General features: G+C 59.4%; 1 protein-coding gene. It reads left to right on the top strand.

The genetic code is table 11. The features are described 5' to 3' along the window. A partial coding sequence (locus tag VN887_04080; GenBank protein ID HXT39183.1) for a S8 family serine peptidase occupies positions 1-5,332 on the top strand: 5,332 nt, incomplete at both ends.

The following is a 5,332-nucleotide window of genomic DNA, read 5'->3' as shown; positions in this document are numbered from 1 at the left end:
ACAATTGCGGGCAAAGGGTGATCCGGGCAGCTACGTCGTTCAATCGCGCGGTCCGCTCGACGGCGCTTTTTACACGTCGTTGCGCAATGCGGGCGCCGAGTTTGTATCCTACATCCCAAACAACGCGGGTTTGGTACGGGTATCGGCGGACGGGGCGCGGCAGCTTGCCGCCCTGCCGGGCATCCGCGCGGTAATGTCGTATGAGCCTTATTACAAGCTCGCGCAGCCGTTGCTGGCGCTGGCGATGCAAAATCAGTCATTGCCGCTGGACCGTTCGTTGAACGTAACCTTCTTTCCGGGTGCAAAAGACGCCGCGTTGCCCGCGCTGCGCGACCTGGGAGCGGAGGTGATCGCAGAGGAGCGCACACCCTTCGGGCAGATGGTGACCATCAATCCGCATCCAGACAGCCTCGTGACGCTGGCTCAATTGCAGGGTGTGGAACGAATCGAGCCGGCCAACCGTCGGACGCTGCTCAATGATTTGTCGCGGGTGCGAACCGGGGTGTCGGAGGACGCGGTCACACCGCTGAATTATCTCGGCCTGACCGGCACCAATGTGACGGTCAATATCAACGATACCGGCGTGGATCAGTCGCATCCGGATCTGGCCGGCCGGGTTTTCTTTTCCAGCACGGACACCAACTTGTCTGTCACACAGCTTGACACGGACGGCCACGGCACGCACGTGGCTGGAACCATCATCAGCAGCGGCGGACTTTCGGCGACGGTATTTGACACGCTCGGAAATCCGCCGTCGGGATCCGTGACCAATGCGAACTTTCGCGGCAAGGCGCCGGCGGCAAATCTTTTTGTGCTGCCAATTGACTTGCAGGTGGGACCGATCATCTCCGATAGTTACCTCCAGGAGACGGCGGCTTCCAATAACTTCGTCGGCCTGGGCCACACCAACGCATTCGTGTCGAACAACAGTTGGTCCTACAACGGCGCGTTCGAGTACAACTCCGCCTCGGCGAGCTTCGACGCGGCGGTGCGGGACGCGATGCCGGAAATAACAGGATCGCAGCCCATTGTTTATGTCTTCGCCGCGGGCAACAGCGGTTTCGGCAGCACAAACGGGACGGTGGGCGAGCCGGACAGCATTTCCGCGCCGGCGACGGCAAAGAACGTCATCACCGTCGGCGCGATAGAAAGTTTTCGGAACATCACGAACGAGACGGTCATAAACGGCGAGACCAATGCGCCGTTCCTGGGTTACACGGACAGTGACAACCAGGTGGCCGCGTTCTCCAGCCGCGGGAACGTCGGCATCGGAACCGAAGGCGACTTCGGACGGTTCAAACCGGACGTGGTGGCGCCGGGCACGTTCGTCGTCTCGACCCTTTCGTTGAACATGGACGCGAGCACCATTGACCCGCTGATCCCTTCCCTGGGGCCGTATTATCGCTACGAAACAGGCACAAGCATGGCGGCGCCGAGTGTCTCCGGCATACTGGCGTTGATGCAGGAGTTTTTCGAACAGAAGCTGAAGCGCAGTTTCAGCCCGGCGCTGATGAAGGCGCTCCTGATCAACGGCGCGCGGTCGGTGAACCCGGACTATGATTTGAGCCCGTCCAGCGTGATCAACCTGCAGGGGTGGGGGCTTGTCAATATTACCAACAGTCTGCCCACGGCGTTGACCAATACGACCGACGAAACGAGCTGGCCGGTGCGGTTTTTCGACCAGAGTCCGACGAACGTCGTGGCGACCGGTCAGCGCCGGACGTGGAATCTGGGAGTTTCCGCGGATGGCCAGGTGGACCCTCTGCGCGTGACGCTGGTCTGGACTGATCCGCCCGGAAACCCGGGCGCCGGAGTGAAGCTGGTGAACGACCTGGACCTGATTGTCACCAATCTCGATACAGGAGAGGTTTTCCTCGGCAACAACATGCCGGTCGGATTCGATTTCACCCAGCCGAGCGATTTGGGCGGGACGAACGCCGCCCCTTTTGATTTCGTCAACAACGTCGAGAACGTTTTTCTCCAGCCGCCGCTGGGCACGAATTATTCAATCACGGTGGTGGGCCGGCGGGTGAGCGTCAACGCCGTTACGGCCAACACGAATGGCATCGTCCAGGATTTTGCGCTGGTCATGTCATCGGGCAACGGGGAACTGTCGGACGCCTTCATGTCGCTGACCAGCGCGGCCGCCAACCCGGTTGAGCGCACGGAAGTCATCGGGTTGACGAACGGGATGCCGTTGTTGAAGCAGCGCGTGGGCGCGAATTTTCAACTGTCTCCATCTGTGAACGGGGACACGAACCAGTGGCGGTTCTATGTGTTCACAAACGCGTTTTTCACGAACAACACGACAGGTCTCACCAACGGCAGCAACGTGGCCTTCATCACCTTCCTGCCGCCGGACCTGTCGCGGCCGCGCAACCTTGATGCGGACATTGATCTATACGTTTCGATGGATCCGGCTTTGACGAACTTGGACGGGGCGGCCATTACGAATTCCTTTAAATCGCTGAACCGGGGCGGAACGGAGGTCGTGGTCTTCACCAACGCGGTCGTGGGTCTGGACCAGATTTATTACATAGGAGTGAAATCCGAGGACCAGCAGGGCGCGGAGTTTGGCATCGTCAGTCTTTCCACGGACACGCCGTTTGACGCTGCGGGAGACAACGGCAGCCGTATTTTGCGCGGCATGCCGCCCACGGTTGAAATACCGGACGGGGCGCCCGACCAGCCCGGCGCGGCGCTGATGTTCGCGATCGGCATTCGACCGGAAACCATCGCACGGGTCATCGTGACGAATGACATCACCCATCAATCCGTCGGCGATCTGCTCGGCAACCTGAGTCACGAGGATCAATTCGCCGTGCTCAACAACCACAACCGCTATGACGGAACGACCAACACCTTTTTCCACCTTGTTTACGATGACAGCGGCAGCGGCCAGTTTCTTTTGAGCCGCCGTACCGAAGGACCGGGCAGTTTGAACAGTTTTGTCGGCGAACGAAGCACCGGAGTGTGGTTGCTCACGATGACCGATGACGCCCGCGGCCGAACGGGCAGGGTGGACGGCCTGACGCTGAGGGTCGAGCCGAACCAGGATCTTTTTGGGACCAACGGCGTGGCTGGATCGGTCCTCGGCAATCAATGGGTCTATTACTTCGTGGATGTGCCGGTGGACGGGAGCAAACTGACAATCACCCTGTCTCAAGTCACCGGGCCGTTGAATTTATATCTCAAACGCGGAGGCCCACCATCCACGACTGATTTTGACAAGTCGGCGCTGATCGATCCGCCGGGCGGATCCCTGTCAATCGGGTTGGGAGACGTGCCTCCGTTGAACGCGGGCCGCTATTTCATCGGCGTCTTCAACCCCGGCGCGGCCACCGTCACGTTCCGCATCAGGGCAGACCTGGATTTTGCTCTGGCACCGCAAGCCATTGGAGATTTTCTGTCCACGGACACTCCTTCGTTGATGCTTGACGACGCGGTGACGCGGTCGAGCATTTTTGTGCCGATAGCGCGTGAAGTCGCCGACGTGCGCGTGGGCGTGCGCATTGACGACCCGCGGGCTTCGGATCTGGTGCTGCACCTGGTGAGTCCGCAAGGAACGCGGGTGTTGCTCACCGAAAACCGTGGCCGGACCAACACCCTCGGCTACGGCATCAGCGAAGGGCTGGCAACCAACCAGGTGACGTTGTTTACCAACACCTTCGAAGGTGCGGCTGCCACGAATTATTTCGTCGGAGACGTTGTGGACGGATGGAAGGTCACTGATAACCTTGTGGGCATCCGCAACGACGGATCGATTGCGTTCTCGGGCACCAATTCGCTCGCGCTGCGGTCGGGGCGCATTTCTCGTACGTTGCCGACAACCGCGGGCCGGTCTTATCAGTTGAATTTTGCCTACCGGCTCAATCCCGGCCCGTTTCCCGCGAACATCGTGGGTTGGTGGCCCGCCCTCGCGGAGACTGCGACGGCCCGTGTGGGGAATTCGGGGCAGACGAGTGGCATCACCTATGTCCCGGGGGAGGTTGATGAAGCGTTCAGTTTCGATGGCGTGACCAGTTTGATTACCGTTCCCGATTGGCCGAGGGCGCACTTGACGGGCGATTTCACCATCGAGTTCTGGGTGAATCCGGACGCCGCGCAGAACCCGTACGCCAACATTCTGCACAAGGAAGATTCCTTGGGGACCGACGGTTTTGGCATCGAAATGGACGCGGCGACCAATTCCAATCTCTATTTTGCCGGCTGGAAGAACGCGGGTAGTACGCCGGGCAATGAATGTTGGACGACGGCGCCGTTCCAGTTGACACCCGGTGTATGGCAGCATGTCGCAGTGGTGAAGAGTGGCACAACCAGGTCAGTTTACATCAACGGGGTGCTGGTCGGTTCGGCCACTTGCACGGCTAACAGTGCCGTCGGAGTCAACACGGCCCCGCTGCAGATCGGCGCGTGGAGTGGCCGCGCGAATTCGGCATGGAAAGGGATCCTGGATGAAATCTCGATATATGACCGGGCGTTGACGGTAAACGACATTCAGGACATCCTGCTCTCCGGCAACGCGGGCAAATGCGCCGATCTTGTTCCGCCCGTGTACTGCTCTTCACAGGCGGATGTTCTTCTCGATGGAAGTGCGGTGGACAGGGTGGCGGGCGAGACGTCGTGGCGCACGAGATCAATCCGTTTCACCGCGGTCCGGAACGGAACGCCCTTGGAGCTGGCGCCTGTCGGATATGGAATGTTGTTCGATCAGTTCTCGCTGGTCGAAACGCGGGTTTCAACCGTGCCGTTTTACGCAGTCTTCACAGAAAATACGAATTTGACCGATGTGCCGATCAAGTTTGCGTTGGCCCCATTCACCAACAGCACGGTCGTGACATCACTCACCAACAGTCTGGTGGTGGACGACGGCTTTGAAAATGCGACGAACGGCACCTATCTGGCGGGAGATTTTGTTTCCGGCTGGCAGGTCAGCACGGGACAGGTGACAGTATTCGGCATCCCGAATCCGCTCGGACTGACAAACTATCCGAATGGATTTCCTCCCCACGTTCCCGGTAAGAAGTTTTTGGTATTGAACGGCGGGTGGAGTTCGACCGACACCAACGGCATTATCACCAACTGGATACCCGGAGGTGTCATCACCAATTTTAGCACGACTGCCAACGGTCAGTACTTGCTCAGCTTCATGGTCTCGCGCGATCCGGGCCGGGACAATATCCTTGACCCTCCGACCCCGCCCGTTGTCTCCGTACTTACCAACGGCGTTGTGGCGACGAACATCATAATTGCCGGCGGCGCGGGCTGGATTACAAACACGATGACCTTGCAGGCTGATACCCCGGCGACATCACTGGAATTCCGTTCCTTT

It is taken from the genome of Candidatus Angelobacter sp. (genome assembly GCA_035607015.1).
Taxonomy (GTDB): domain Bacteria; phylum Verrucomicrobiota; class Verrucomicrobiia; order Limisphaerales; family AV2; genus AV2.
This window is presented reverse-complemented; position numbering and strand designations above follow the sequence as displayed.